At 54.2% G+C, this 26,298-nt stretch carries 23 protein-coding genes; 19 read left to right on the forward strand and 4 right to left on the reverse strand.

What is annotated here, in order from left to right; translation table 11 throughout:
* Positions 1 to 94: 94 nt before the first annotated feature.
* The 3 genes from DWW12_RS09845 (at position 95) to DWW12_RS05940 (ending at position 1,137) form a co-directional block, all read left to right on the forward strand.
* The gene (locus DWW12_RS09845) at positions 95 to 250 is read left to right on the forward strand and encodes a hypothetical protein (protein ID WP_158564415.1); all 156 of its coding nucleotides are present in this window, start codon (positions 95 to 97) and stop codon (positions 248 to 250) included.
* Positions 251 to 519: 269 nt separating this feature from the next.
* Complete coding sequence (locus tag DWW12_RS09850) at positions 520 to 672, forward strand: hypothetical protein (RefSeq protein WP_158564416.1); 153 nt, start codon at positions 520 to 522, stop codon at positions 670 to 672.
* A gap of 63 nt (positions 673 to 735) precedes the next feature.
* On the forward strand, positions 736 to 1,137 hold the full coding sequence (locus tag DWW12_RS05940) for an HNH endonuclease (protein WP_117799830.1): 402 nt from the start codon (positions 736 to 738) through the stop codon (positions 1,135 to 1,137).
* 353 nt (positions 1,138 to 1,490) lie between these two features.
* Here the strand turns inward: DWW12_RS05940 and DWW12_RS05945 are convergent, their stop codons facing one another.
* Positions 1,491 to 2,093: a helix-turn-helix transcriptional regulator gene (locus DWW12_RS05945; protein ID WP_117799829.1), complete on the reverse strand. Its 603-nt coding sequence runs from the start codon at positions 2,091 to 2,093 to the stop codon at positions 1,491 to 1,493.
* A gap of 529 nt (positions 2,094 to 2,622) precedes the next feature.
* Between DWW12_RS05945 and DWW12_RS05950 the strand changes: the two genes are divergently transcribed.
* From DWW12_RS05950 to DWW12_RS05970, 5 genes are read left to right on the forward strand one after another with little or no spacing between them, the layout of a single operon-like run.
* The gene (locus DWW12_RS05950) at positions 2,623 to 4,245 is read left to right on the forward strand and encodes an N-6 DNA methylase (RefSeq protein WP_117799828.1); all 1,623 of its coding nucleotides are present in this window, start codon (positions 2,623 to 2,625) and stop codon (positions 4,243 to 4,245) included.
* Between the two features lie 2 nt (positions 4,246 to 4,247).
* Entirely contained in the window at positions 4,248 to 5,291 is a 1,044-nt protein-coding gene (locus tag DWW12_RS05955; protein ID WP_117799827.1) for a DNA adenine methylase, read from the forward strand.
* 33 nt (positions 5,292 to 5,324) lie between these two features.
* Positions 5,325 to 5,960 (forward strand): hypothetical protein, encoded by a 636-nt coding sequence (locus DWW12_RS05960; protein WP_147345470.1) that lies wholly within the window; start codon positions 5,325 to 5,327, stop codon positions 5,958 to 5,960.
* A 59-nt stretch (positions 5,961 to 6,019) separates the two neighbouring features.
* Positions 6,020 to 6,847 carry an McrB family protein gene (locus DWW12_RS05965; RefSeq protein WP_199569846.1) on the forward strand — a complete coding sequence of 276 codons (828 nt, stop codon included), beginning with the start codon at positions 6,020 to 6,022 and terminating at the stop codon, positions 6,845 to 6,847.
* Between the two features lies 1 nt (position 6,848).
* Positions 6,849 to 7,985: a restriction endonuclease gene (locus tag DWW12_RS05970; protein WP_117855461.1), complete on the forward strand. Its 1,137-nt coding sequence runs from the start codon at positions 6,849 to 6,851 to the stop codon at positions 7,983 to 7,985.
* Between the two features lie 161 nt (positions 7,986 to 8,146).
* On the opposite strand, the gene DWW12_RS05975 is transcribed toward DWW12_RS05970, so the two are convergent.
* A complete protein-coding gene (locus DWW12_RS05975; RefSeq protein WP_147345471.1) occupies positions 8,147 to 10,306 on the reverse strand; it encodes a hypothetical protein in 2,160 nt (719 codons plus the stop codon).
* 109 nt (positions 10,307 to 10,415) lie between these two features.
* Between DWW12_RS05975 and DWW12_RS05980 the strand changes: the two genes are divergently transcribed.
* From DWW12_RS05980 to DWW12_RS06020, 11 genes are all read left to right on the forward strand, one after another.
* Positions 10,416 to 10,742 (forward strand): hypothetical protein, encoded by a 327-nt coding sequence (locus DWW12_RS05980; protein ID WP_117855463.1) that lies wholly within the window; start codon positions 10,416 to 10,418, stop codon positions 10,740 to 10,742.
* Between the two features lie 113 nt (positions 10,743 to 10,855).
* Complete coding sequence (locus tag DWW12_RS05985; RefSeq protein WP_117855464.1) at positions 10,856 to 11,680, forward strand: hypothetical protein; 825 nt, start codon at positions 10,856 to 10,858, stop codon at positions 11,678 to 11,680.
* Between the two features lie 30 nt (positions 11,681 to 11,710).
* A complete protein-coding gene (locus tag DWW12_RS05990; protein WP_117855465.1) occupies positions 11,711 to 12,472 on the forward strand; it encodes a hypothetical protein in 762 nt (253 codons plus the stop codon).
* Between the two features lie 479 nt (positions 12,473 to 12,951).
* Positions 12,952 to 16,884 carry a hypothetical protein gene (locus DWW12_RS05995; RefSeq protein ID WP_117855466.1) on the forward strand — a complete coding sequence of 1,311 codons (3,933 nt, stop codon included), beginning with the start codon at positions 12,952 to 12,954 and terminating at the stop codon, positions 16,882 to 16,884.
* Entirely contained in the window at positions 16,868 to 18,763 is a 1,896-nt protein-coding gene (locus DWW12_RS06000; protein ID WP_117855467.1) for a hypothetical protein, read from the forward strand. The genes DWW12_RS05995 and DWW12_RS06000 overlap by 17 nt, the downstream gene beginning before the upstream one ends.
* A 158-nt stretch (positions 18,764 to 18,921) precedes the next feature.
* Positions 18,922 to 19,152, forward strand: a complete 231-nt coding sequence (locus DWW12_RS09755; protein ID WP_117797533.1) for a hypothetical protein — start codon at positions 18,922 to 18,924, stop codon at positions 19,150 to 19,152.
* Between the two features lie 86 nt (positions 19,153 to 19,238).
* A complete protein-coding gene (locus DWW12_RS06005) occupies positions 19,239 to 22,589 on the forward strand; it encodes a CAP domain-containing protein (protein ID WP_158564417.1) in 3,351 nt (1,116 codons plus the stop codon).
* 105 nt (positions 22,590 to 22,694) lie between these two features.
* Entirely contained in the window at positions 22,695 to 23,060 is a 366-nt protein-coding gene (locus DWW12_RS09760) for a hypothetical protein (protein WP_147345473.1), read from the forward strand.
* 129 nt (positions 23,061 to 23,189) lie between these two features.
* A complete protein-coding gene (locus DWW12_RS06010) occupies positions 23,190 to 23,906 on the forward strand; it encodes a metallophosphoesterase (RefSeq protein ID WP_117635618.1) in 717 nt (238 codons plus the stop codon).
* A gap of 48 nt (positions 23,907 to 23,954) precedes the next feature.
* On the forward strand, positions 23,955 to 24,593 hold the full coding sequence (locus tag DWW12_RS06015; protein ID WP_117855469.1) for a hypothetical protein: 639 nt from the start codon (positions 23,955 to 23,957) through the stop codon (positions 24,591 to 24,593).
* Positions 24,590 to 25,315, forward strand: coding sequence for a metallophosphoesterase (locus DWW12_RS06020; RefSeq protein ID WP_089572441.1), 726 nt, complete (start codon positions 24,590 to 24,592; stop codon positions 25,313 to 25,315). The genes DWW12_RS06015 and DWW12_RS06020 overlap by 4 nt, the downstream gene beginning before the upstream one ends.
* Positions 25,316 to 25,436: 121 nt before the next feature.
* Here the strand turns inward: DWW12_RS06020 and DWW12_RS06025 are convergent, their stop codons facing one another.
* Both DWW12_RS06025 and DWW12_RS06030 read right to left on the reverse strand, forming a co-directional pair.
* Positions 25,437 to 25,910 (reverse strand): GNAT family N-acetyltransferase, encoded by a 474-nt coding sequence (locus DWW12_RS06025; protein WP_117855470.1) that lies wholly within the window; start codon positions 25,908 to 25,910, stop codon positions 25,437 to 25,439.
* Entirely contained in the window at positions 25,907 to 26,173 is a 267-nt protein-coding gene (locus DWW12_RS06030) for a DUF1778 domain-containing protein (protein ID WP_089572439.1), read from the reverse strand. Before DWW12_RS06030 ends, DWW12_RS06025 begins: the two co-directional genes overlap by 4 nt.
* Positions 26,174 to 26,298: the final 125 nt, after the last annotated feature.

The following is a 26,298-nucleotide window of genomic DNA, read 5'->3' on the forward strand; positions in this document are numbered from 1 at the left end:
TGACAATCGGATACTACCGCCGGTGCCGGATCGCGGCCCAGATGTATCCGACTAGCCCCCGAGATTGCGCTTTTTGGCCGTGGTGTGTGCCAGCGTGCTGAATCGCATCCGCGAGCAAAAGGAGCTGCGCCAGTGCCTCGAGGGGGGCGATGCAGCCTGTGATATGGACGAGGACGAGGCGATTGAAGGTGTTCGCCGCGACGCGCTGTATCCCGAGGAAGTAATCAACGCCAAGCTCGGCGGCTCTTGAGATGCGAGCCTGGGACTCAACCTGCCCTGGAAGGATGAGCATCGGCAGACTTGCGCGCGGATCGACAGGGCTATCGATGACCTGTTTGCCGAGGAAAAGTAGCGCTGTGCTGCGGAGCTTGGGAAGAAGCTTGGGCGCGGGTGTGAGAAGCGCGGGGAAGTGCCGTTGTCTCAACTATTCACCGACGAATGAGAAAAGGCGGTGAGTGCGGTCTCCTGCATGATTATCCTGGACCTATTGAGTGAGCGGTGCGCGGGCGAGGAGCAATCATGGCCGGCCGTGGAGACAAATGGTCGAGGGAAGAAACCCTTGCGGTTCTGTTCCTATACCTCGCCCTGCCGTCAAAAATGGTTGATGACAAAAGCGAGGATGTCCAGGCGTTAGCCAAGGCCATTGGCAGAACGCCGGGCGTAGTTGCTTAAAAATCTGGAATCTCGCATCTTTCGATGAGCGTCGACGCGCTCGCGGCAAGGTTGGAATGATCCATGCAAACAAAAATGGACAAGCTAGTCTGGGCCAAGTATTCCTTTGCTGGAGATGAACTCGTCGAGGAGGCGACCGAGGTTTTCCTTAATCGCTTTGATTTTGAAGAAGCGCTAAGCGATGAGTTGAAAGAGGCGATTGGCTTTGATTTGCCAGAGGGCGAAGAGCGCGAAGCAATTGTCTCGATGCGAGTGAACCAGGAGTTCTTTCGAAATACCTTGCTTACCAATTACAATTCAAGGTGTTGCTTGACGGGGCTATCGAACGAGGCGCTGTTGGTCGCCAGCCATATCAAGCCCTGGACAGCCTCTGATTCAAAAACGGAAGGACCTGCGCCCGACAACGGTTTGCTTCTAAATGCGCTACACGACAAAGCGTTCGATCGGGGGACTACTCACCATTAAAAAGGACCTGAAGGCAGTAATGTTCGGCGTGGTCGGACACGAGACGCCTGAAGACAAGTATTTGTGACACTACAACGGAGAGCCGACAACGCTTCCGAAGCGATTCGCCCCACGAGCTGAGTTTATTGAGTATCACAATTATATGGTGTTTAAAGGGTAGGGTTTAACTCGTCTGCTTTCAGTGCGTTTCTCACATAATTGCCTTAGCCCTTCCAGCTGAGTCGGTATTGAGGAATGAGGAAAATTCCAGCTAAATATTAGAGTGCGGCGAAATATTCGCCCGCCGTCTTTTATGCGTTCTGCAATTCGGTCGCCTAGTGCCTGCCTTTGTTGCACCTGGTGCATGTGGAATTTCAGCCGTCTACGTCAGCATCCACGTCGGCTGGAATTCCATTGAAATCAAATGGTCCGCGCGTGCGGTCGTATGCAGCCATGATAACGTCAATAGCGTTTACGGCCCCAATTGCTTGGCACAGGTCGACACGCTGCTCTAGGAAATCATTAAATCTGGCGCGAAGCTGCTTGGCTGTTGCGTGAATGAAAAAGTCGGGATCTTGTTTTTCGAGTTCGGCCAAGAAGATGGTGTCCAGCCTTGCGCATATGGCTTCAATGCGGCGGGATTCCTGGCGGAAGGCGTGGCTTGCCACTTTCGAATTCTTCGTTAGTAAATAATCGAGGTAATCGCTGAGCGATTGTTTGAATTCGGGCAATAGCTTGTCGTACCGAGATTGAATTGCTCCAGGTGCGATCGCGGGGTCTGGTTCAGTACGTCCAACAATGATGTCTATGGATACGTCAAATACATCTGCAAGACGCCATGCAGCAGCAAGTGGAATTTTATCAGGCCGACTTTCATATCGTGCGTACGTAGTAAATGGAATGCTCAGGGCCTTGGCGAAGCTTTTCGCAGACTTGTATCCAGCCTCTTTTCTCAGCTCCTGTAGATTGTCTTTCATAGTCGTCGGCTTTCTCTGACTGTGTCTACGGAATAATGCGCATTGATATAAATCGATGATAATGCATCAAACATATATTTCATAATCTGATATATATGTTTGATAATAATTATTAAATTATGAGATAATACCAAATAAAGATAATTAATTTATATTGAATTTTACATTATGGAACTATTCGAGCTCCCTGTTCAATAAGAGGTCTTGAGCAAAGACAATGCGACCATCGAGGAGGGGCTTAGATTATCAATATCAACGATTGGCGTTTATTGCTGGAAGAGCAAGCGGTTTGGGCGGAAGGGCTCGACTTGAATGGGGCATAAGCGATGTTCACTATACTTTTTCTGCTTAGTTGCGTAACTGATTTATGCGCCAGTTTCTGGTGTTAATATTTAGCTTTTGCCAATTACCAGAGGTGCGACTGGAGGGTCATATGGTTAAATCCATAACTGAAAACCGCTGCTGGGACTATTCGGTTTGTAGTAATAAACGATGCTCATCCCTTGTCTATTATTGGGGGCTTTAGCTCGTGAAATACGGTTCTGTATACACAACGAATTCTCTGGCTGACTTTGTTGTTTCGCTGCTAAAGGTCGAGCGCGCTTCTGCCCGCACGCCGTCTTTTGGCGTTTGCTTGGACCCGGCATGCGGGGGCTCTTCTTTACTTAATGCCGTTGCACGCGGTGATGTTCGGCATTCGTTACTTTATGGCGTTGACGTTGACCCTGAGGCCATAGAGATTTCACGCACTTATTCCGAAATAATAGGCTCGGAAATAATTTATAAAGATTTTCTGCGTCCATCTGCAAAGACGGATCCGAAAGCGTATTGGCTGGAGCGTTTGGCTCGTGTCGACACAATTATTGCTAACCCACCTTGGAGCTCCGACCGTATTTACGATCGTGATGAGTTGCTGCTGCGTGGCTATAAAAATGTTGATGGACAGTATGATTGCTACGCCCTCTTCGTAGAGCTTTCCATGGCCATATTACATGCGAATGGGTTTGCTGCCTTTATTCTCCCCGATTCATTATTTTCGGCAACAGCTTATGGTTTACGTCGATTTATTGCTACGAAATATGAGATAAAAGTAATCGCGCGTCTTGGAGAAAAACTTTTCGAGGGGGTTCATCGTGCGACAACGGTTGTCGTTGTCCGCAAGTGTATACCAAGTGATGCCAGTTTAACAAAGTGCTTCCGGCTTACGACATCGGATAGAAAGGCCGTTTTAGGTGGAGACAAGACGCTCGAGACAGTTTTTGAAGAACAATATCGCGTTAAACGCCAGATGGATTTTCTAAGAAATGAAGACTGCCTATTTGATATAGATGTGGCAAGTGAAGATCATGCGGTTATTGAGAGAATTAGGTCTCATGGAGGCAAATGGTCTTTTGACGTTTCTTTCCATCGAGGTGTAGAAATCTCAAAGCGCGGAACCGTCTTTTACTGTCCGAAATGTGGTGGAGCAAACACCGCGGCGTTATTTTCGGGCCTTGCTCTTAAGCGTTGTAAATGCTGCGGGCGCGAGGTTGAAGTGTCGAGCTCGGAACTTGAATCCGTCATGCAGTTCAGGCCCGCCGATGGTTTTGTTCCTATATTTGTTGGTGAATCTGTTGGACGATATTCGTTGTCATGCCAACGGTATTTGAAACTTGGAGTTGAGGGCATTAATTACAAGGACCTTGATGATTATAAGCCCATGAAGATTCTTGTTAGAAAGACTGGGTTAGGAATTAAAAGCGTTGTTGACGATAGCGGCAGGATGGTAAATCAAGCTGTCTACTTCTTTACCGCAGGCGAAGGGTTGAGAGAGGACGCATTGTACTTTTACAATGCGCTGCTTAACTCGAGGGTTATTTTTTATTACTACATGAAGCTGTATGGTGAGAATGAGTGGAAATCACACCCCTACTTAACAAAACGGATTCTTCAGGAACTACCGATCATCAGATTTGACAACAAAAGTGAACTTCATCATCAAATTGCTGACGGCGCTCGGAAACTGAATCTTCACTACACGGCGGCAATCGATGCGGAACTTGAGTTGCTTGTTACGCTAGCATACGGCCTTGATAGAAAAGAGGTCGAGCGTATCAAGCACGAGATGGCGGAGCTGCCCGATTTGGGCGCACTGAGGGAAATGAAACAATAGGCATGTATCGCTACATTGGCAATAAGACAAAGCTGTTAGAGCAGATAACATCATTGGCTTCAAATTATCTAAGCCCCGGAGGAACTGTTGCCGACTTAATGGCCGGGACTGGGTCCGTAGCTGCTGAGTTTCGTCGACTTGGCTACCGCGTCATCGCTTCTGACATTATGACGTACAGCAAGTGGCATCTTTATGTGCAGCTGCTCATGAATCGTACGCCTTCTTTCGAGGGGCTGAGCGATTTATCGGTTGAACCTGAGTGCCATTACGTGCAAGTGCTAAATTATTTAAATGAACTTGAGCCGGTCGAAGGCTACTTCTTCCGCGAGTTTTCTCCTTCAGGGCTTCCTGCAAATGGATGTCCAAGTAGGAAGTACTTTACATCGGATAACGCTGCAAAAATCGATGCAATTAGACTTAAGATAAACGAATGGCGCGATGAGGGTAGGATTTGCCAAATGGAGGAGGCGCTTTTGCGTCACACTCTGATTATGGCAGTCAACGAAGTGGCAAATATATCTGGAACCTATGGCTATTTCCTGGCAAATTTTACCGCAAGTGCGAAAAATGCCATCCATCTAGCTCCGGTATCCATTAATACTGGAAGAATTGATAATGTGGTTCTTCAGGGCAGGGCAGAAGACCTTGCTGCTGGGGTTACTGCAGACCTTTGCTATCTGGACCCTCCTTATATCAAACGCCAATATGCAGCGAATTATCATATTCTTGAAACGGTCGCACGTGGTGACGAGCCTGTTGCTGCTGGCAAGAGTGGGTTACGTCCTTGGCGCGATCAGTACTCTGATCTTTGTACAAAAACTAAATCAAAAGATTCCTTCGCTAAGATTATCGAGGATATCCATTGCCCTGTTTGTTTGATTAGCTATAGCGAAGATGGACTCTTTCCTGTCGAGGATCTTTGCGACGTATTTTCTGCTTACGGAAAAATTGAGGTTAAAGAAATTGCATACAAACGTTTTAGGTCAAATTGCAGTTCGTTGGCAAATGAAATAAAGGAGTTCATAATAGTGCTGGAAAAATGGTAAGCACCGATTGAACGAGGCGGTCGAATGTTATTTGTGGATGAGATTATGTACCGTCACCTGACTGCCGCTGACTTTCGCAATATCGAAGGTATTAAAAAGCCTGATGGAGGCGGTGGCCAGACTTATATCGACCTTTCCGGTATTGACCCAAATGAGGCCGTGGAGTTTTTCAAATACTGCCAGATTGACGAAGACAACCTGAAGGCAAAGGAGATTGAAGAGGGTACGCCCCCTTACAGAGTCGACCTTATACAGACGGGCGGCGTCGATTGCGAATATAACATGCAGGTCTATAAGCGAAGACCTAAAAACTATACGATTCGCGACCAGTTCAATAATCGTTTCCCGGGGTGGTCTGTACGAGCCGGTTTTCCTACTATAGTCGGAGAGGGAAAACCATTTTGTGCTGGTGGTTCATATGATAATGACGAAACCGACCCATACGTCCAGCCCATCATTGCACATCTGACGATTTATATTGTTAGAACCATTAACCGGTTATATTTTGCTGACTACCTCTCTGATGCTGAAATCCCAAAAGCCTGGCCTCTTGGTTTTGGTCTCGAAAAGCTCTTAAAAGCAAGCGAAAATGAAAAAGCAGCCGGAATTATCAAGCCCCGTGGGCTCATAGAATTTGTCAATCGTCGAGAAAGCGTGAGTGCCAAATGACGTTTAGGAGTACCGACGCTACAAGATATAACAAAAGCGATTTTCTTGAAGAAGTCTATATGGACGAAGCGTCTTACGATGCAATCGTCTCGTTGCTTAAGAGAAAAAAGAATATCATTCTCCAGGGTGCGCCGGGTACGGGGAAAACCTTTGCTGCTACACGATTGGCATATTCGCTCATGGGCGCTACCGATAATACGTGTATAGAGAAGGTTCAATTTCATCAAGGATCTTCTTATGAGGATTATATAGTCGGTTTTAAACCTACGGCTGATGGGCTTTTCGCTGCTCAGGAGGGTTTGTTTACCAAGTTTTTTCGTCGAGCGTCAGATAGAAGCCATCGGTTTGAAAATTATTACCTCATAATCGACGAAATTAATAGAGCAAATCTTTCAAAAGTATTTGGAGAACTGCTCATGTTAATTGAAGCTGACCATCGTGGTGAGTCATTGGTGGTTCCGGGATTGCCAGAACCGTTAACGGTTCCGAAGAATCTATTTATAATTGGCATGATGAATACCGCCGATCGCGGTCTCGCGCTGGTTGATTATGCGCTTCGAAGGAGATTCGCGTTTTACTCTATGAGTCCGGCGCTCAATCAGCGCTCATTTATAGACTATATTGATTCATTGGGTAACGATAGACTAACCTCGCTCGTCGATGCTGTTCGTCGATTAAATGATGTCATTTCGCATGACTCTTCGCTTGGGGAGGGTTTTTGTATCGGGCATAGCTATTTTTGTTTCGATTCTGCCCCTACGGATATTGAGGTCAAGTCTATCGTTGACTATGAACTGCGGCCTCTTCTTCAAGAGTATTGGTTTGATTCGTCCGATAAGGAAATCTTAGATGAACAGGTTTCTCTTTTGTATGAGGCTATAGATTAGGATGTCCAATACGGCTGCGAACAACGTCGCAATCCGTAACATTTTATATATGATTGCGTATGCGACTGGTATTTCCGGTAGTGATGCGGAAGCGGTGTTCGCGGACACCTTGAAGGCAGTCGGCAAAGAGCCGTTCGATGGACTCGGTGAGCTTTTTGCAATTATCTTGAATGATGCTGTAAAAAGAGAGTATTTGCGAGGGCTTGAGCGTGTCTATTCGCCTCATGAAGAGCCTCTTGCAGTCCTGAGAGGTCGGCCGCTGATTCAGAAAAGCATCGCTTTAAAAGCTCGGGGGACAATGCGTTTGCAGTGTCTATATGACAGCTTCACAGCCAATACCTATATGAATCAAATTGTTAAAACTGCAATAATTCAATTAATCCGCAGCCATGATGTTTCTCCGCGAACGCGAAAGGGACTCAGGGCAAGCGCACTATACCTATCTACTGTCGATTCACTCGAGGCTAATTCGATTGATTGGAGACTGGTTAGGTACAACAAACTCAATCAGAGTTATCGATTCTTGATGGCGGTTTGCCGGATGGTTTTGGAGAAGAGCATTCCTGTTCATGATGAAAACGGTAATGCGGAATTTTCGTCTATGTTGAGCAGCCAGAGGCTCTCTTCTCTATTTGAGAAGTTTATACGTGAATATTATCGCAGACATTTTCCGCGGTTAATGCCTGCTGCGCCTATCGTTGACTATGGTATTGGCGTAAGGTCTCAATACCTACCAAGGTTGCGCACGGATGTCGTGCTAACAGGGCCTAGCTATAAACTAGTGATAGATGCTAAGTGCTATGGAACAATTCTTGGAACACACTGCGAGAAAAAGATACTGAGTCCTGAACATAGAAATCAGATATTTAGTTATGTTATGCATTGTGCGCAGCGAAACGCGAGCGTATCCGGAATGCTGCTCTATGCCCAAACGTCTATGGAGGGTCCGCTGGATGAATGCTGGTATGAACTTGGCCACTGGTTCTACCTTAAAACTCTTGATTTGAATAAACCATTCGAGAATATTGCTGAACAACTCAATGAAATTGGCGACCGTATGATGTCGGGCCTATTTGTGCATTCCAAAGACGTCTCGGAACGGGAATTGCTTGAAGCCGAAAAGGGGCAGATAGACTAAGTAATTTGGGTGTTGATCCGTTTGGATACTGCAGAATACCGTGAAAGTCGCCGTTGCTGTTGCTCCAGCGTATGAGACCTATGCGCTCATCGGTTCTGTTTTATTACTAGCGGTCTGCCCTTCGGCGCTTCCGCATGCAGCCCTTGCACATGTCGACCGGTTCAGTTCTGCTTTTCCGGGTCATATCCCTTTGTATACACGGTAAAGCTGAGGTCATCGATCATGCCGGTACTGCAGACACATGCGTCGGGCGTGTTCCAAGTGTCCTGAACCGTCAGGTCGGTTGAGACACGCTCGGGCTCATCAATTCCAAGCAATGGAATGGGTTTTGTCATCTGATCGGCGTTATTTATCTGCGCAATGATCTCCAGCAACTTGTACAACTTGATATGCCAGGAGCTGTATGGGTGCTCGCCGGGCCCCTTGAAATCCAACGTGCATTTTGATTGTGGGCTTTCGGCAAGTTGGCCCAAACGTTCAAAAAGCGCTGGGTACTCGGCTCCGGAAAACTCGACTCGAACATAACGATTGCCATCGCGGACGACTCCGTACCACATTACAGAGTATGGAAAGCCGATTCTATCCGGTCGTTTGATTTCTGTCCTGCAATTGGGCTGGTTGACGATAGACAGCCATGTTGAATAGAGCTCGTCGGAAATAAGGTCACTCGCTTGGTATGTTGGACCAATGCCATTGAGGACAAAGTTGCCAAGACGCTCAAAATAGTGGGCACAATCCGCTAGGCCATTTTTATACGCCGTATCGGCTTTTCTCTGCATATTGAGCGCGACATCGCGGGGCGATTTGCGACCAAGATGTTTTTTGGCGTTATATCGCGGGTTGCAGTAGAGCTTGGTCTCCTCGCTATATCGGTCGCAGTACTTGCTGTTGGGACCAGTTGGAAAAAAGAGCGAACCGCAGGTTTGGCATGCTATCGGCATAATGCCGCACAGCAGCAGCTCGTGAAGGATGCGGGCATAAAGGCTTGCAAAGGACCATTCCTCTTCGGTGAAGTAGAGCTCTCCTGCCTTTGAAATAACGGCTTGAAGCCCAACGAGCCTATTGAGGTTTTCCTGGTCGTTAAGCTCTGCATGCGTATGGAAGTCTCCATTTGCGAAGATCTGGTTCTCGCGCATAGCTTCGAGATAGTTTTTACGAAACGCCTGCATAAAGGGGGCGCTATTCATGCGCTTTATTCCATTCAAATGCTCTTCGAGCTTTTGAGCCGTTTCGTTTCCGGGCAAGTGTTTTTTGGCTGCGTATACAAAAGCTTCGCCAAAGCGGATGATTGCTGGCAGCTGCTCATCGAATAATCGGAATTGTCGCGGGTCGCTTGTTTTGATGGCGGCTGGGAAAAACTCTTCGTTTTGCGCGAGCAGGCTAGGTGCCTCGGTGTTTTTAAGCAGCGGGGTAAGCTCCAGACATTCCTGATAAAAAACAATGAGAAGCGCTCGAAAGAGATCGATATTGGTGCAGACGCAAGCTGTTTCTATCTGAGATTTCGCCTTGGGAAAGTTGCGTATAGGATTGTCGCGGTCATACGGCACTGGTGCTGTTAGATCAGTCTCGCCGTTGGTAGCGTTAATGCTCATGTCGTTCGACTCGAGCTGGAGATAGGAGCTGAAGAGGGACGCCATTTCTTGCTTGTTGAGTTGGTCCGATGTTGTAATCACCGCGCGGTACAGGCGGTTGATCTCGTCGCACTCAATAGCGTTGTTGTACATCCAGCAGCTGTAATAGCGATAGTCGGGAATCGCCGTGATGTTCATGGCACACTGTCTACAGACATTTTCAAGGAGATATCTGGCCATGCCGGAAATCTCTCCGTGTGCATGGCTTGTAATGGCTTCGTCGAATATCGGAGCAAAGAAATCGAGGTCGCGTTCCTTTTGTTTTTGAAGGTTGATAGTGATTTCAGCTTCGTTCAATTCTGCTTGGGTGGGCTCTTGGTCGGGATCGTCTGGATCGAGCCAGTCGTCATGGTCTGGCTCGGATGCGGAGTCTATCGAGGTGTGTTGCACATGGTGAGGAGCGGCAGGGGGCTGTCGAATGGCGTTCTGCAAATCGATATAAAAGCGAAGTTCTGCTCGCTCACGAAAGTGGTTCCCAATCTCGTTGAAAAGCGAGCTTAAGTCGACGCGTAATAGATCGTTGGCTATGGAGACGAGACTCCATGCGCTTGCATTGCCGGATGTGCTTCCGTCACCGGCGCAATCAATCTCTGGCGTCCTGTTAAGAAGAAGCATACGGGGATTGACGGGGGAGCGAAGAAAGCCAGCCTCAAAACCCCAGCTAAATGGTTCTTTTTCGGACTCAAGCATCGATGCTCCAAACAGCCAAAATTTAAAACGCGATAAAAGTCATATTACGCGGCTGTTCGCGGCTGTTCAATGGAGTCAAGCGAAAAGGCTTAAAACCAGGGAGGCCGTTATGCCCGATTGCATCAAGCTCAACGAAGGAAACATCGATGTGTGCGAGCGCGAGGTTATCGCTCTTCGCGAGATTATCGCCGCCGCCATGGGTCGCTTGCATCAGATGCGCAAGCAGCGCGAGCGAGGCTACGCGTCTTCGGAGGATTTCGAGAATGCGTTGGATGTTTACGGAGTGATCCGTGGGCGAGTCGATGAGCTTGACCAGCTTGGTTTCGAGTTTAGATGGTCGTCAGTCCCCGATGCAGGGATCGATGAGTGCGTCGGGCTCGAATGGATTGAGGACGACAACTCTCCACGTGGACGCGGTTTCGATATCGCTTGTTAATGTGTCCGCACGACTTGGTATCAATGGGGGCGAACAATCTCTAATCGGAGCCGACTAGAGGCTGCATCCTAGTTGCCGGCGATTCCGGTTTGATTTCTGTTGAAAGGAAAATCATGAACACTTCTATTCAAATTTCGTCCAGCGCCGTTGAGTCTGCGCCCCGCACCGCCAGAGGCGAGGTCGTCAAACTCGTGCAGGGCGCGCTGCTCGTTGCCGTTGCCGCGGTTGCCGCTGCCGGCACCGCCTCCGTCGCCGCCCCGTTTTGCGTCTGGAAGGGCGAGGTCGCGCTGTTCCTGAACGAGTCGTTCCATGCTGCCTTCTCCATCTCCGCGATTGCGGAGTACGCGTCGGCTGTGCCCGGGTCCGATTGGGCGTCGCTGCTCGTGGCCGCGCTCATCGCGGCCTACCCTGCCTACCATGCCGCCTGGCGCGTTCGCGAGGGCCTTGGACTCAGCTGCGAGGCTCCGGTGTTCAGCGGGCGCGTGTCGCGCTCTCTCGCCGCGCTGAGCGCCTGCCTGCTGCTGGCGATGCTGTTCATGGGCTATGGAACGAGTTGGCTCATCAACGGCAGCGCGATGGGTGACCAGAGCCTTGTTGAGTCGGGGCACAATGTATGGGCCGTTTCCATCATGATCATGCTGGGCTGCGCCCTGATGTGCCTGTTCAAGTGGTTCCTTGCCAAGGGCCCCGGACGCAATTTCGGCAGCGGCTTCGCTATCGAGCTTGTCCGCCTCGCCGACGTCCTGCTGAAGCGCGCGAGCTCGAACCTGGTGTTGTGCTACGTGGCCGAACTGCTTGCCTGCCTGCTGGCACTGACCTTCATTGCCGTGGCCTATGTCGTCGTAAGCGTGGCCATCGTGCTCGCGCTCGGAGCCGTCGCCTTGGCGGTGTGCCTTGCCGGGATTCCCGTTATCCTTGCTGCCTCGTGGCGCAGCTAGCGGGGCGACCATGCAAGTTCTTGTCACGACGTGAGAAAAACATGCAAGAATCGCAAGCTCTTTTCACGCGATGAGAAAAACTTGCAGATTGGCGCGATGGTGACAACTCTCCGCGTGAGCGCGGGTTCGATATTGCTTGTTAATGTGTCCGAACGGTTGATTGGAGACAAAATGTATCCGGACTATGAGCGTAACAACTATCCCATGAGCATTACGGATGAGGATGGTCCGTTCCTGGTCATGGAGGCGGAGCTGTTTTACAACGATGAGCTGAACGATGAGTTCAAGAAGAGCAGGGCGCGCCATTACTATTCTTGCGCAAGTGCTGCTACGGCACTTTTTTACTGCAAATCGCTTGCAGACAAGGACGACAATCCCTGGTATGTAAGCTGGGAAAAGGCGGTCGAGCAGTATCCGCTGGAGAAGCGCGAGAGCGCAACGATGCTCTATTGGGTTGAGCCGACCGATCCGTTAACGGCCCTCGATGCCCGCTACCCCCAATACGACCTTGAGCCATATGTAAGTAAGGCCATCCGCGTCGCCAGTTCATATTTGCTGGAGCTCCACGATAGTGCGTATTCGATTGATCAGTTGGATGTTGAGGATGTTGACAACCTGCTCACTGCTGCCTGGTTTTTGATCCAGAAACTCCAGGAGGGCGGGTGCATGCATGATCCAGAAGCCCTGGATAAGATTGAAGACGCTACGTATGACGCCTATTCAGCGGTCAGGAAATTGATTGAGGACGAAGAAGCGGCCAGGGCCAGTTCGAAGTCTGATGAGAATCTCTAGCCGCTGCATTGAACGGCGCGCCTGATCGGTAGGCTGTCGGAAAAGACCGGACAGCCTACCGACCCTAGTTGCTACATTGTTTCCTTACTCGCGGCGTAATGTTCCGCCTGCTTAAGGGCGTCCTCGTAGGCGCGCTGTTTTGCTTCGTACTCTTGGGCATAGCGCTCCTGTTCCGCTTGCCCGGGAACAGGCACGGTCATGCTTCGGGGATCTTTGGGAGATAACTGTGCAAGCGAGTCTCCGTGCGAGGTGTCCCTGATGCGTGTCGCCCTTGTAGTGATTGACGCTGAAGAACGCGAGGTATTGGAGTGCGATCTTAAGAAGTTGCTCGCTTCGTGCGAGTAATCGCCGACTGTCTCTCTTTCCTTTCTTTCTTTTTTCAGGCGGCATGGACGCCGCCACCTCAACCGCCCTGCGTGAGTTTTTGTCCGCACGGGATGGTATTCAACACATGCAACAACTAAATCGGAGGTTTGACCATGGCTACGTGGGAGCTGAACTGCCAATTGAATCCGTCGTCTGCGGGCGACAAGGAGCTTGCTCCCTATCTTGCGCGCCAAAAGGCGATGCGCGAGTTTTTTGAGCGTGCGCTGTTTGCCCCCAAGGACCAGGACAACAACGGCCTGTACTTTTTGGGCGCCACGACGGGCTCGGGTAAAAACTACACGGCCGAGCAGGTCACGGCCGATCTAATTGCCGGCGGCTGGGATGAGTCGGGGTGTTTTAACAAATGCCCCGGCCGCCGTACCTTGGTGTTTGTGGTGCCGGGCAAGGACAACCGCGACAACTATGTTGCAAACGTGCGCCAACTGCTGGTTGATCAGGGTATGGATTCCAAAGATGCGGCGCGCATGGTGTTCGATCTTCCGCGCGCGGGCGAGAACATCCTGCATTGGATCGAGGCCACCCGCGGCAAGGGTGCCGTGGGTGTGCGAAAAATTCCGTGTCCCATCGAAGCAGATGACGAGCACTCTTATCGCGTCATTAAGCGGGCATGGCGTAACGCTATGGAGGTCGCCGATGACCTTTTGGGCATCCTTGACACAAGGAGACGCCTGGGAAGTGTTGTCGATCGTCTGACCCCCAGCCTGCGGGACAAGCTGTCGTTAGCTGATGCGAGCCTGCGTTGGGCAGTGAGTTGCGAGCTTAAAAACATCACGCGTGGCATGGAGATAATCCCTCAGATTTGGCCATCTGCGCTACTCAACGACGAGAGCATGCCGCATGTGATTGCGTGCACGCCTCAAAAGCTCGTCAACACAATTGATACGGTGACCGGTGCGAGAGTTGTGCTTTTTAATGCGTCAGCCGCCGAGAAGAGCATGTTTATCTTTGACGAAATCGATCATATGAAGTCCGATATGCTGTCGACGCTGACGGACGACCCCGTGACGTTTCAGCCGGATGAGGTGCTGCGCATCCTTGATCGTCATTTTAACGGCGGCGTGGTGGACCCCTTGCTGCTAGGAAATCGAGACCAATGGATGGCGGTCTACACGCACGCTTCCACGTCGGGTGATCACAAGGGGTCGAATGCCGAGAGGAACAGGGTTTCGCGAGCGAGCGTAAAGGGAGCTGCCGAAGAAATCGCAAAGGATGCCGAGAATATTCAAAAGGCGCTTGCCTCTTGCATTAAGGAGATGAAGCTACGTCTGCCTTTTGCGCTGTCTGATGAGGCGAAAGAAGGGCAACTCTTCGGTCGACATCTGTTTGGCAGTGACGATATCTCGGTGGACGACAACTCGATAAACCCGTTGCGTTACAAGCTCAATAAGAACGGTACCCACAATATGATTACGGCTCATGGGGCGAATGGACAGCCAACAGTCAACAAGGCGGTGCGCCGAGCTCGCGGTATCGTCAGGATGGTGGTGGGTCATCTCGGCCGCTGCGCTGCGCTTATGGACAGCCTGTATTACGGCAGCATTTCGTACAAAGACGATCTTTCGCGCAAGAACATCATCGATGCGCTGGGCATTAGGAACGATCAGACCAACGAGAAGTATTTTTGGGATTCGTTAATGATGGCGCTGTTCTTTAAGAACCGTAAGAACGACGATATTGATGCAGCCGATGACTCGATGTATGCGCGCGGCGTCGGCTACCTGGTGATGGAAACCACGCTCGACCACATATTTACCACGCACCTAACCAGCCATGGCATTGAGCGCATGCCCGAGGCGTACTTGGCCTCCATTGCTGCCAATGCGCCCTGCGTGTGCATGAGCGCAACTTGGAGCGCATCGACCGTAAAGAACTTTAACCTGGATTACCTCGATGAGGTTCACGGCGTGGTCCGCAAGGATACGTGGATTGGCGAGCTCAACCAAGAGATCGTGCGACAGACCAAGCTGTTTAACAAGCAGGCGGCAAAGACGTACGACGTTGACGTTGCTTGGGTTGACGAAGACAAGAATCTTGCCGGTATGGCTGCGTTGGCCGGCGGCGCCTTTGGTGGGGCCATCGTATCGCCCGACGAGACGTACGAGCGCGTGATGGAGTTCTTTGACCAGGTCGGCGTAAGTGAAGGGCTTGCGGTGCGTCTGCGTTTAAAGATCGCCGACAGGGTGGGCACAAGCGACGTCAAGAGCATCGAGTTTGAATTGAAGCGTCTAAGCAAGACACTCGTTGCCGTGAGCACCTGGGCACGTGGCGTTGCACGCAACGAGCATCAGGCAGGAGCCATCTTTACGACGCGCCACATGGGAAACCATGGCGACTTTAATAGCTTGGCGCTGGACCTTGCCCGAGAAATCGTTGCCGAGCTGGTGATTCGGAACGTTAAGTGCCCCGAGGCGTCGTACGAGGAGTCGCTCAAGGAGGCCAAGGGTATGGTGCCGTGCTTTAACGCTGCAGAATGGGATATCGGTTGGGGTGACGCTCAAAACCGTCTCGAGATGGGCCGGCCAACCCTTATGCTCATCAATTTGTCGGCCGGTGGCTTTTCCAAGAATCTTAAATACAAGGTACCGGAAAGTTTGTGTCGCACGGTACGACAGGTTGATTGCGGCTTCGAGGATGCCGACCGCCGTCCCAAGATGGACCTGGACTTTCTGTACATTGAGTCGCCTACGAGCCGTCTGACGTCGGAAGTCGAGATTAGCTCGGCGACGTTTGTTCAGCAGGCGTTGACAGGTGTGGTTGAACAGGAAGAGCTGGTGGCGCGCGGAGAGGTCCCGTTTACCGAAAAGCGTCATAACGTACGGCTGCTGCTGTCTGGCACCAAACGGAATCTGCCGGTTCGCAATACCCTCTCTTATCAGGTCGAAGGTGCTCGCATTGTGGCGCAGGCCGTGGGCCGCCTGATGCGCACGAGCGTAAAGATGCCGCACGTGCAGGTAATGCTCGACCGCAAAATCGCCGGCGATTGCGACTTTTCGTTCCTGCACGATTTGCCGATGGGCTACGAGCTGGAGCAGGTTGTTGGCGCCTGTGCGGCTGTCAACAATCACATGGCGGACAAGAAGCAGCACGCTGCTAACAAACAGCAGAACCTTGCTGCCTTTAGGAACAACCTGGCGAAAGAGAAGCACGAAAAGCTGGCATGGAAGGTTACCTCCCTCGATGCGCGCGAGGAAGATCTGGCCGCCTTCGATGGCGAGCGCGACTTTTATCTGCATCATTTTTGCCTGCCGTGGGAGGACCTCGCAAGCTATCCTGCGCGCAAAAGCACCGCACTGCACATGCCGTTTGCCGCGAGTGGCTATGCGTATGCGCAGGGCGGAGCGTGTAAGGTGCCGCATTTTGAGTTTCCCAGCTATGAGGGTGAACCTGTCGAGCAGATTGCTGCCCGCCTGGAGGAGCGCTGCCGCTATAACGAGGGCTTAAAGGGCGCGAAGGTTCGCCAGGTAAGCCAGATGGCTGCTCGTGTGTCCGAGCTGCTCTCAATTCGCGAGGTGCGCGAGCGCTGGTCGCGCGACGGGGTGCCTACGACGTTGCAGCCGGCGGCGACGGTGCACATGACGCCCTATATGTTCCAAGCGGTATACCTTGGAGAGCTGGGCGAGTCTGCCGGCAGGGCCATCTTTGAGGCGTATTACGACGGGTGTTATTCGCTTACTCGTGGTGATGCGGCCCATGCCGAGACAGGCGGCGATTTTGAGGTGCTCGATGCCGCCGGCAACAAGACCGGGGTGTGGATCGACTTTAAGCACTATCGTATCGGCGCCTATGAGGCCTACAGGCGCAACGGCGGCGATGCCACGGATGCCGAGCGCTTTAAGGCCAAGGCCCAAAAAGTTGGGGCGAAGCGCCTGTTGATCGTCAATGTTTTGGCCGATGAAGCGGCGCTGGAGCTCCGCCAAAAGACAATCGATGACGAGGGGATGGTCTACTCCTTCCCCTATATGGCAGCTGATGGAGCAATCAGTCTGGAGATGATGGAGGCGATCGGCCGTGCAATCGAAGCATAACCAGCCGTGTGGCCTGGGAGACATCGCTGTGTCCGAGCTTGTGTTGCAGCTCGATGCCGCGGCTGCCGAGAAGCGCTACTCGGTCTTTTGGTGCAACGTTGGCGATGCAGGCAAGCATGCCGTGGCGGACTTTATGGCCGATGTGTGCCAGACGGGCAAGGTCGTGGCGCTCACCCAGCTCGAGGACAACCGCGTCTTTCTGATGGTCAAGGCGGGCGCGCAGACGGGCGACCTTAACGCCCCGCTCGCCCATGAGCAAATGGTTCCGATTAAAACTCATTGGGACGAGCTGGAAGATTGCGTCGTGTTGCGCCTGCTATTCAACTCTTGCTCGCAGTTTGAGGGGGTCGAGGACGAGATTCCCAATGACACGGGACACCTGTATGTCATTAGTGCCAAGGGCGACCGCCGCGACGCCATTGAGGAAGCAGGAACGGGCCCTGCCAAGATTGAGACGGTCGAGACTGTTATCAACGAGGACTGCACCTTTGAACTTAAGATCCGAACGTTTGCCAAGCGGCGGGTGCTCATCGGTCGTGCGGCAGGCGACAAGCTGGAACTCGAGAAGATCAACAGCCAGGTGGGTTACAGGCTGTCGCCTGTGGCTACGGTGGTGCTGGCTCACGGACAAAGCGATGAGTATATCCTGCGCCGTGCCAAGGGCGATAAGCCGTCCAAACGCCGTGACCTTACGTTTTCTGCCCAGGCGGAAAAGGTCGCCTATACCAAGAAGGGAATCCTGTACCGAGAGCTGCAGATTCTTGAGCGTCGGTACAGCGATTTTGTCCAGATATCGCTCAGGGAGTATCCGCGCAAGAGCTTCTACGAGGTTCTGAAAAGCGACCGATACGCCCATGTGGTTGCGGAGCGTTCGTTGGGGCGGCGGGTTGTGGTTTCGTTCGCGGGTGACGGGCTTGATAGGGTAGCGCGCCAGTTGGCCGATCGGCTCAACGATTCCTCGTGGGGCGTGCGCGCGTCGTATGGCGGCAGGGCTGTTGATCCGCTGGCGTGGAATATCGTTGTGGTAGCCAACGAGGTCGCCGAGGACGATGGCTATGCTCTGCACGCTGGCGTGGTGGAGCAGCATGTGACGCCGGATGTGTGCGAGCCGCTGGTTAAGGCGATGCCGAATACAAAGGTACGGGGCGCACAGGAGGGAATCCTGGGAGCCATGCTCAAAGAGCTGCTGGTAAAGCAGAACGTCGTCGACGGACGGATGCAGGCGTTTGACCTTGGCTCTTTTGGCGTTGAGTCGGTGACGGTCTGCGGCGTGGTCAATGTTCCGCGTAAAGAGGAAGACAAGATTGAGCTGGATGCGCGCCTTGCAACGCTAACGATTGGTGCTGACGGGGCCATGGACTACACCTCGCATTCCATCGAGGATGGTCCCGTGGACGAGATAGAGCTTGAGCTGTTGACGGCCGACGGCAAGCTCGACAAGGATGCCTATATCTTTGACGTGCGGGCAGGTGGACAGTCTATGCTCGCGCGCGTGCGCGAAACGGGCTTGACGACCTTCTCTAACAACTTTGCGACCTTGGTGCGCGATTACCAGCTTACGGGCAAAGCGGGCCGTAAGAAGGAGTTTTTCGAAAGCTACAACTCGCCCTATTACGGCATTGGAACGTTTGAACGTGCAGGGATGACCTGCTACTTTGTGGGCGTCAACAACGGCACCAAGGAGGACCTGGCGACGGCGATTCATGTGCGCTCGATTGAGGTGCTCGAAGGCGACGATCTGTCCGAGCTGCTGGTTCAGCTGGTCAATGTGGGGCTTTCGCGCCACGGAGCTCCCTCCAGGTGGCCGATTCCGGTGAAGTATCTCAACGAATGTGCCGCGCGTGAGGGCGCGGCGGGGGAGCCTGGTATTTGCTCGTGAGGAAACAGAGGAAACAGATTAGCTATAAGCGCTAGAAAAATAAAAATGTTCTTGCAACATGCAAGCAGAGTGCATATACTACAGTCATAGCGTATGAGATGGGGTCTCTAAAAGAGGCCAAGCACAGCAATTTGAGTTTATGTGGACGGGATTTGAGCATGAGCACCAGCAATTTCTCCTTTAACAACGGCAATATCGATTTCATTAATCTCGAGACCATTTATGGCCGTACTGACCGTTCTCGCACAGAGAACTGGCCTGTATGCCTAGGTGAAGAGGCGCCAAGTGGCGAAGATCTCGAGTATTTGGATGAGATTGAGCGCGAGCGGAACTATGAGTTTGGCTTTTGCGAATGCCAGGTTCGCCGCGATTCAAATCGCTCAATTTAATTACCCCGTTATCACCTCTTTTTAATGGGGCAAGTTGGATCGACTATCTGTGTCAAACAACGGCTCACCGTGGGAAGGAATCGGCAATGAGCAAGAACATGAACAAGGACATGAACGGCAAGGCCTTGGGTAAGGCCAGGGCGGCTGGGCGCGTGGCGACGGTTGCTGCGGCGACGATTGCCATGACGGGCGGCTCGCTGCTGTCGCCTCTGACCGCGGCGGCGCAGGGTGCGGATGGCATTGGCGCCGCGGGCGCAACGGCTGCGGTGATGTCGCCGCTGACGAGCGCTGCGGCCGCCGGTGCTGGCGTGGGCGCCGTGTCTGCGGCGCAAAAGGTCGCCGATCTGCAGGCTGCAGTTGATGCGGCGCGCGCCAAGGCTGCTACCGCCAAGGCCGATCTGGAAGCGGCTGCTGCTCCCTACGATGCTGCCGCCGTCAACCAGCAGCAGGCGCAGGGTGTCTATGACGCGGCTTGCGATGCGAGCAAGAGCGCGGCTTCTGCTGCCTCGGCCGAGCTGGAAAAGCAGATGGGTGCCGCGCAGGATAAGGCCGATCTTGACGTCAAGGCGCTTGAGGACGCTCGGGCTGCGCTTGATGCCGCCAAGAGGAGCCTGACGGACAAGGACGAAGCCCTGGCTGTCGCCCAGAAGGCGGCTGCCGATGCCCAGTCTGCGTTTGAGGCCGCACAGGCTGCTGCATCCGATGCCACGCCCGAGGCCGTAGCCGCCGCCCAGGCTGCCGCAGAGCAGGCCGCGAGTGATTTGGAGCAGGCAAAGCAGTCGGCAGCTGATGTGCAGGCTAAGCTCTCGGATGCTCAGGTCGCTGCTGCTGACGCCGCTGCCAAGCGGCAGGACGCACAGGGCAAGCTTTCGACAGCTCAGCAGGCAAAGGCCGCGGCAGATGCGGATGTGGATGCCGCGCAGGCGAGCTATGACGCGGCCAAGGCCGATCTGGACCGAGCCGAGCAGGGCGCTGCGGGCCCAGAGTACGAGGCCGCCAAGGCAAAGGTGACCGCTGCGTCCGAGGCGCTAACGGCCGCCAAGGCCACGCAGTCGCAGCGCGAGAGCGAGCTTGCTGCCGTCGAGCAAGAGGTGGCTGCCGTCGAGGGCGAGGTGCAGGCTGCTCAGCAGACACTCGCCGCTCAGCAACAGGCTGCTGCCGCTACCCAGGCCAAGTTGGATGACGCTGCTGCCGCCAAGACGGCAGCCGATGCCGCCCTTGACCAGGCTAAGGCCGATCATGCCTCCGCGCTTACGGAGTTGGCCGATGCCCAGGCCAAGCTCTCGGCAGCCAAGGACGAGAAAGACGCTGCCGATAAGGCGCTCGATCAAGCGAAGGCCCAAAAGCGGCAGGCCGACCAAGCTGTGGCTCAGGCCCAGGCCAAGCTCGATGCCGCGCAGGCAACGGCGAATGCATCGGCGGAGAACTACCGCCAGGGTGCCATCGCATTCTTTAAGAGTGTGGGTGCCGACGATGCGGCGGATATCATCCTCAACTGCAAACTCGCTGGCTACAACAAGGTGGGCGAGGAAGTCGACGCGACGAGCCTGACCAATATGAAGCAGGCGGTTGTGTGGCTCAAAGCGTGCAACGAGTATCGCGCAAGCGTTGGCCTAGGCGAGCTCAAGGTGACATATGCCATGATGGCGACCGCCATCGCCGACGCGAACTTCTCCGATACGAAGGTCGCGCACGCTCAGCAGTTTAACGTGGGCGAGAATGTGGCGTGGAACTACGGAAGCAATCCGTTTAAGCAGTGGGTCGATCAGGAGAAGGCCATCTTTGATGCTGCCGCCGCCTCGCTGGGCGCGTCGGGCCTTACGGGAAAGGCCGCTTACGATTTCTATACAGCGCATAGCTCCCAGATTGATAACTACGCCGCACTGCACGGTGGACCAAACCCTTCGGTCGGACATTACATCAACGTGATCAACCCCGATTACACCGTGACGGGCATGGGCGTTTGCACGCGAGGGACGCTGTACGGGAGTACACAGGCGCAAACATTTGTATATTCTGGTCAATGGTATAAGCCGTATAACCTCAATCCGATGACGGTTGCAGAGTATGAGGCTGCGTTGAATGCGTGGTGTGACTCGTTGGCAAATCCCGAGCAGGGCGTGGATGCGGCACGCAAGGAGCTTGCTGTGGCGCAGGGCGTTGCCGACGATGCCGGCAGCAAGGTGAGTGCAGCATCGCAGGCCGTTGCAGCAAAGCAAACCCAGGTTGAGCGCGCTGCCGCTAACGTTGATGTCGCGGCAACCAAGGCCTCGGAGGCCCAGGCTGCCGTGGCGCAAAAGCAGGCTGCAGCTGACGCCGCCGCGCGTGCCGTCAGCGATGCCCGCGCCGATTTGAGCGCTGCCAACGCCGCTGTTGCGGCAGCGCAGGACGCCGTGGCCGCCAAGTCTGGCGAGCTCGACATTGCCAAGGGCAAGGTGGCTGCTGCCAAGCGCGCACTGGACGCCGCTCGTGCCGGTGTTGGCGACAAACGGGATGCACTTGCCGCGGCCCAGGATGAGCTAGCGGCGTACTCAGCCGATATCGCCGCTGCTCAGCGTGCGTTTGATGCGGCGTCGTCTGCACTCGAAAGCGCGCGTGCCAATCAGCGCGAGGCGGAGGCCGAACTTCTTGCCACCCAAGGCGATGCCGATCAGGCAGGCATCGATGCTGCTGCCACTCAGGTGGAGCTCGATATGGCGCAGCGGGCTGCAAGCGATGCCGACGCCGTCGTGGCAACGGCTCAGGCAAAATCTGATGCAGCTGCCGCCCGCGCCTCTCAGCTTAAGAATGCCGCCGCAGCACTTGCCAAGGCCACTGGGGACAAAGCGACTGCCGATGCCGCGCTCGATGCAGCGGCGATGGCCGTGAGCGATGCCGAGTATGACGTGGTGGAGGCTGACGATGCCGTGGTGGATGCGACTGTCGCGCGCGACGCCTCTGCCGCCGCGGTTGCCCGCCTGCGCAGAATCAATATTGCCGAAGCCATTGTCAACGGCAGCACTGACGATGCGGACGAGGTACTTAACGCCAAGATCGCTGCGGCCCACGATGCCGCCGAGCGTGCCGCGACCGCCAAGGCCGAACTCGATGACGCCGTGGCTGCGACGGATGCCGTGGCGCCGGCATACTTGGAGGCGCTCGCCAACTACACCGCCGCCAAGGTCGAGCTCGACCAGGCTATTGCCGAGCTTAACGCCGAGATCGCTCGCCAAGAGGCCGCCGACCGCGGAAACGGCGAGCAGACCCAGCCCGTCACGCAAGTGACGTACCAGGCCAAGCATGCGGAGGCAAAGACCGAGGCCACGACTTGGCAGACGGCGATGCCCGCCACGGGCGATGCGTCCGAGCTGCTGGGTGAGACCTTCGTGATCGGCGGCACGGTCCTGGTGGCCGCCGGTGTCTTCCTGTCCGATAAGCGCCGCCAGCTGACCCGTTAGGGACAGAAGGGGCTGCGGACCATTTTCGGCGCGTACCGTAGGGGGTGATGAGGCTCCATGCGGCGCGCGCCGCCCTTTTCTTCAAGAGCGATTAAGGAGGGATATATGCAAATTAGAGGAGAGGCCGCGATCGTCTGCGGATTCATAGCGGGCCTGGCAACGGGATTGCTGTTCGATGGGTGTTTTGACGGCTATATTAATCGGTTCTGCGATTCTGGTTTTTCGGGAGGCAAGCCTTGGAAAACGGCACCGGCTCGTCAAAAGGTGGCCGCGCCCATCGAGCCCCGCAGTGTGGATGTCTCAAAAATCAAGGTAATCGTTACCAAGAACGGCAAGATTTACCACCGTTCTACGGGGTGCAAAAGCCTTCCTCAAAACGCCATTAAAACCAGCGTACCATTAGCGGCCGCACTCAAGCGAGGCAAGACGCCCTGCCCAACATGCTGCCCGCCAACAGTGTGCTCGATCTAGTTTTTTGGGTGTTTGATCCGTTTGGATGGAAGAACGAGGGGTAAGCCCTAAGGGGTGCGGATGCCGGGGCTGATCCGCAATTTCTGCCATCGATTTGTCTAGAGTCGCACAGCACGGAGGTGCCGCTTAATGTCCATTTTCGTTACCGGAGACGTTCACGGTGTTGCCGAGTACGGGGCGAGCCGCTTCTCGTCGCGCGTTTGGCCATTGGGCCGTACGCTGACGCGCGATGACGTGGTGATCGTTGCCGGCGACTTTGGCTTTATATGGAGTGGCTCAAACACCGACAAATACTGGCTCGACTGGTTTGAGTCCAAGCCCTGGACTACGTGTTTTGTCGACGGCAATCACGAGAACTATCATCTGCTGGCGGGGCTGCCGATCCGAGAGTGGAACGGGGGCCTCGTTCACGAGGCTCGCCCGCATGTGCTGCACCTGATGCGCGGAGAGGTGTTCGACATCGCGGGGAACACGGTGCTCGCCATGGGTGGCGCCGCGAGCCATGACAAACAGTGGCGCCGGGAGGGAAAGACGTGGTGGCCCGAGGAAATGCCGAGTGAGAGCGAGATGGAATACTGTCGCGCCTCGCTCGATCGTGTGGGCTGGAAGGTCGACTATGTTGTGACTCACGAGGCGCCGGTCGATTTGGCAGACGAGCTGTGCATGGAGTGCAATCGCGAGTTCTACGACGATTCGCTGCAGGCCTTTTTGGGCGAGCTCGACGGGCGACTCGACTACCGCACCTGGTTCTTTGGCCATTACCATGACGATGAATGGCGCGACGACAAGCATCGCCTGATCTACCAAGATATCGTGCCGATTGAGGCGCGATGCACCGATGAGTAGGGTGGGGCGGCGAGTGGAAATTCTGGGCAACAGCGTTAGGAGGTTCCCATGATCTGGTTTACCAGCGATACCCACTTTGGACACGAGAACATGCTGCGGCTCGCCGACAGGCCTTGGTCGACTGGTGCGCAGATGAACGACGCCATGGTCGCCAACATTAATAGCAAGGTCGCTTTGGACGACGAGCTTTTTATTCTGGGCGACTTCAGCTTTAAGATGACGGTGCAAGACGCCTACGAGCTGCGTAAGAGCATTGCATGCAAGCACGTCCATCTGCTGCCTGGCAACCACGACAAAGACTGGACGCAGCCTGCGGTGGCGGATGCTTTTATCGTCGAGCCGCCCATTTGTGTGCTCAAGATCGACCGCCAAAAAATCGTGCTGAGCCACTATCCCATGGTCGACTGGCAAGGCATGTCGCACGGCGGCTGGCATCTTCACGGACATATCCACAGCTGCGGCGGCGCGTACAACACGTTCAACCTTAGGCAGGGGCTGCTGCGCTATGACGTGGGCGTGGACGCCAACGGCTACGCCCCGGTGAGCCTGGAGGAGCTCAAGTCGTGGTTTGCGCAGGTCGACGAGCCGGCGTGTTGCGTTAAATGGCCGTGGTGGGTCAACGCCACGGGCGACGAGCAGATCGAGCACGATCTCGAAGCCTATAAGAGGGAAGTGGTGATCCGATGACGGTTTATGTGACGGGTGATGTCCACGGTGGCATCGACATGCAAAAGCTCCGCGACTGGGAGCTTGGGGATAGTCTGACGAGCGACGACTATCTGATTATCGCGGGAGACTTTGGCTTTCCGTGGGATTTTTCTGCCGAGGAATGCGCCGATATCGCCTGGCTGGAGTCGCGCCCCTATACCGTGCTGTTCGTCGACGGCAACCACGAACGCTACGACCATTGGGCGGAGCGCCCCCTGGAGTTGTGGCACGGTGGACTGACGCAACGCCTGTCGGACACCTCGCCTATACGGCGCCTGACGCGCGGCGAGGTTTTTGAGCTCGGTGGGTCGACGATCTTTACCATGGGCGGCGCCACGAGTGTGGACAAGGAATACCGCATCCCGTATTCCAGCTGGTGGCCGCAGGAGCTGCCGGGCGAGCGCAACTTTGAGGAGGCGCGGGCAAAGCTCGATAGCGTGGGCTGGAAGGTCGACTACGTGATCACCCACACCTGCTCCACGCGCATGCTCTCGCCCACGCTCTATCCGGCACCTGGCTGGAATTATCCAGCTGTCGATCGGCTTACGGCATTTTTCGACGAGCTGGAAGATCGCTTGGACTACAAGCGCTGGTACTACGGGCATTTTCATCGGGATGCCAACCCGGCCGAGCGCCACACCGTGCTCTACGACTGCATCGTTCGCCTGGGCGGCGAGCTCCAGCCCTGGGACGTTGCGTAGGGGCAGGCATAGCGAGCTCTTCGTATGATGCCTTGGGTAGTTACCCTACATTTTGGCAATAGTCATTATCTGTAGGGTAACTTAAGACATACTGGGAGCTGGAGGAGATGCTGCTGGCGGTCTAGAGTTTCAACGCCATTCGGTTGGTGCTGGGTAGGGCTGCAAAGCCGAAATGCGCATAGAACGCTGCCGCCTCATCATCTACTGGATCGACAACCAAAGCTCGCGCTCCCGCTAGGGCAGAAATTTTCAAGGCGTTTTCGATGGCATCTTTGAGCAACGATGCTCCCAGACCAAGCCCCTTGAATTTCTCATCAACCCCCATCATTCCAAGCAACACTGTGGGAACTTGGGAGGGGGAGTTCCGAACGAACCATCCTCCGTCAACATTTTCGCGAGCTACGGAGTGCGTACATAGCGTATAGAACCCGGCGACTGCGCCGTCGTAATACGATGCGTATATAACCGCCGACCCTCTTCTTCGCGCCGAGGCTGATCTGTTTTTAGCCCATCCGTCTACAAGGGTATTACCGCAGTGGAAAGCCTCGATGCCTTGACCAACGGGGAGTTGAACGGGCTTGGTAAACGTGCTCATTCCCAAATCGCTTTACGGTCGAGCAACGCTTTTGCGGCTTGGGGCATGGGTGAGTCGAGCATTTCGCAAAATGCATCAAAACCATCAGGAGAAAGATAGGTTGTTGACGCCTCGGCGATGTCACGTGCGGAGCTCTCGTCAAGGTGAGCCGTGGCCCATTGGGTGAGAGTTTGCCCGCGCAAGGCCGCGGCGCGCTCGTAAGTAAGGCGTTGACGCTCGGTCAGCCTTAGATCCATACGGCGCTGTTTCTCAATCGTTGGCATGGTAAAACCTCCTTTGCATCATTGTACGGAACTATTCCGTACATAACAAGATACAGAATTACGCACTCGTCGGGGGGGGCCTTGATTGGCAACTTCATCCGAACACCTCCCATATTCATCCGTAC

It is taken from the genome of Collinsella sp. AF14-35 (genome assembly GCF_003464565.1).
Taxonomy (GTDB): domain Bacteria; phylum Actinomycetota; class Coriobacteriia; order Coriobacteriales; family Coriobacteriaceae; genus Collinsella.

What these genes read in the sequence shown, in the direction of transcription:
- DWW12_RS05965 (WP_199569846.1), top strand. Translation starts at nt 6,020, where the DNA reads ATGGACGAAGCGTCTTACGATGCAATCGTCTCGTTGCTTAAGAGAAAA.
- DWW12_RS06030 (WP_089572439.1), bottom strand. Translation starts at nt 26,173, where the DNA reads ATGCCAACGATTGAGAAACAGCGCCGTATGGATCTAAGGCTGACCGAG.
- DWW12_RS09760 (WP_147345473.1), top strand. Translation starts at nt 22,695, where the DNA reads ATGCAAATTAGAGGAGAGGCCGCGATCGTCTGCGGATTCATAGCGGGC.
- DWW12_RS05995 (WP_117855466.1), top strand. Translation starts at nt 12,952, where the DNA reads ATGGCTACGTGGGAGCTGAACTGCCAATTGAATCCGTCGTCTGCGGGC.
- DWW12_RS05945 (WP_117799829.1), bottom strand. Translation starts at nt 2,093, where the DNA reads ATGAAAGACAATCTACAGGAGCTGAGAAAAGAGGCTGGATACAAGTCT.
- DWW12_RS05985 (WP_117855464.1), top strand. Translation starts at nt 10,856, where the DNA reads ATGAACACTTCTATTCAAATTTCGTCCAGCGCCGTTGAGTCTGCGCCC.
- DWW12_RS06025 (WP_117855470.1), bottom strand. Translation starts at nt 25,910, where the DNA reads ATGAGCACGTTTACCAAGCCCGTTCAACTCCCCGTTGGTCAAGGCATC.
- DWW12_RS05980 (WP_117855463.1), top strand. Translation starts at nt 10,416, where the DNA reads ATGCCCGATTGCATCAAGCTCAACGAAGGAAACATCGATGTGTGCGAG.
- DWW12_RS06020 (WP_089572441.1), top strand. Translation starts at nt 24,590, where the DNA reads ATGACGGTTTATGTGACGGGTGATGTCCACGGTGGCATCGACATGCAA.
- DWW12_RS06005 (WP_158564417.1), top strand. Translation starts at nt 19,239, where the DNA reads ATGAGCAAGAACATGAACAAGGACATGAACGGCAAGGCCTTGGGTAAG.
- DWW12_RS05940 (WP_117799830.1), top strand. Translation starts at nt 736, where the DNA reads ATGCAAACAAAAATGGACAAGCTAGTCTGGGCCAAGTATTCCTTTGCT.
- DWW12_RS06010 (WP_117635618.1), top strand. Translation starts at nt 23,190, where the DNA reads ATGTCCATTTTCGTTACCGGAGACGTTCACGGTGTTGCCGAGTACGGG.
- DWW12_RS05955 (WP_117799827.1), top strand. Translation starts at nt 4,248, where the DNA reads ATGTATCGCTACATTGGCAATAAGACAAAGCTGTTAGAGCAGATAACA.
- DWW12_RS09850 (WP_158564416.1), top strand. Translation starts at nt 520, where the DNA reads ATGGCCGGCCGTGGAGACAAATGGTCGAGGGAAGAAACCCTTGCGGTT.
- DWW12_RS05975 (WP_147345471.1), bottom strand. Translation starts at nt 10,306, where the DNA reads ATGCTTGAGTCCGAAAAAGAACCATTTAGCTGGGGTTTTGAGGCTGGC.
- DWW12_RS06015 (WP_117855469.1), top strand. Translation starts at nt 23,955, where the DNA reads ATGATCTGGTTTACCAGCGATACCCACTTTGGACACGAGAACATGCTG.
- DWW12_RS09755 (WP_117797533.1), top strand. Translation starts at nt 18,922, where the DNA reads ATGAGCACCAGCAATTTCTCCTTTAACAACGGCAATATCGATTTCATT.
- DWW12_RS05970 (WP_117855461.1), top strand. Translation starts at nt 6,849, where the DNA reads ATGTCCAATACGGCTGCGAACAACGTCGCAATCCGTAACATTTTATAT.